General features: G+C 27.9%; 3 protein-coding genes. All 3 read left to right on the forward strand.

Going from position 1 to position 1,410, the window contains the following annotated elements; all coding sequences use genetic code 11:
* A partial coding sequence (gene holA / locus RCF13_RS09970; protein WP_308141110.1) for a DNA polymerase III subunit delta occupies window positions 1–444 on the forward strand: 444 nt, incomplete at its 5' end.
* Between the two features lie 159 nt (window positions 445–603).
* Window positions 604–942: a hypothetical protein gene (locus tag RCF13_RS09975; protein WP_016121619.1), complete on the forward strand. Its 339-nt coding sequence runs from the start codon at window positions 604–606 to the stop codon at window positions 940–942.
* A 71-nt stretch (window positions 943–1,013) separates the two neighbouring features.
* Window positions 1,014–1,410 (forward strand): YpiB family protein (locus RCF13_RS09980; protein ID WP_308141111.1); only part of this gene is annotated, 397 nt, incomplete at its 3' end.

The raw sequence follows: 1,410 nt of genomic DNA on the forward strand, positions 1-1,410 counted from the left end.
GCAATGTACGTTGGAGAAAAAGGAAAAGTAGATGCTGATACCATACATTTGTTAGTAAAGAAAACACTTGAGCAAAACACATTTCTTATTATTGAAAAAATAGGAAAAAAACAATTTGCTGAAGCACATAGCATTTTTAGAGAGTTAATGATTCAAAAAATTGAACCCATTATGATTGCAGCTACAATTTCTAAACAGTTTTCAAGAATGTTAGAGGCGAAAGCACATATGCATAATGGAGCAGAACAAAGAGACCTTCCGAAGTTGTTAGGTATTCAACCATATCCAGCTAAAATTATTGTGAATCAGGCAAAAGGCTTTCATGAGACTACCTTACAGCAAATTCTTCATAGATTATCACAGATGGATTTTGAGTTTAAAAGGGGAGGAGATAAAGAGTTAATTTTTGAAATGTTTCTTGTTGATTTACAAAAAATAAGCTAGTAAGAGAACTTTATGAAATTAACTGAAGTGTAAATCTTAAAAATTTATGTTACAATAATTGTATATTAATTTTGAATTGATGTAATTTTTAGCCTTTTGGGTGAGTTCAGTTTTTACTGATACCCAAAAGGCTTTTGTCATTTTAGGAGGCGTATTAATTTGAGACTAATTTATACTAAAAAAGGTGAATCCTTTTCAGATTACCAAATAAATATAATGCTAAATAAGAAAAAAGAAACAGCAAAAATGCTAACCACTAAAACTGAAATGAAAATTAACAATGCAATTGTTATAGCGATAGTACAAATGTATATAAAAGAGGGAATTTTAAAAGCAAATGATGTAGTTGTTGAGTTTGAAGGTAATGAATATTACTTTGATGACAATGGTTTTACCAGCTTACCTTTATTTACTGATTATTTAAGTCAAGTAATCAAAATTGGGGAAAGCCTGTTAGTTTCAACTAATACTTTAAGAAGACAACAACTGCTTTGCTAATTTTATAAAAGCATGAAAAATAGAACGAGTGTAAACTAAAAATATACTAAAACCAATAAAGGGGGATTGAAATGTTTACTAAGATCGCTAAAGAGAGTAAAAAGAACTTTTTAGAATGGTTAATAAATAAGGATATGTTGGTAAATAATGAGGCGATTTATCTAATTAATTATTTCATTAATAATTATGAACTACTAGATAAATTTCACTTTGTTGAATTAGAAGGGTTAAATAAAGCCCCTACTACACTAGAAATTAGAACAAAATGTGGCTTAAAAGAAAGGCAGGCTCATCTTGAATTTATTGATAAAAATAAAAATTTTGAAACTAATAGTATTAGTGAAGTAATACATTTCTTACAGTATAACCCTCAGCTTGAAGTATATATTGGTATTAAGATGGAAAAATTATTATGCATTGAAATATTAGATATCATTGAAGAAAACCCATTTTATAAAGATGATAAAA

Origin of the sequence: Stenotrophomonas maltophilia group sp. RNC7 (genome assembly GCF_030910085.1) — a bacterium.
Taxonomy (GTDB): Bacteria; Pseudomonadota; Gammaproteobacteria; order Xanthomonadales; family Xanthomonadaceae; genus Stenotrophomonas; species Stenotrophomonas sepilia.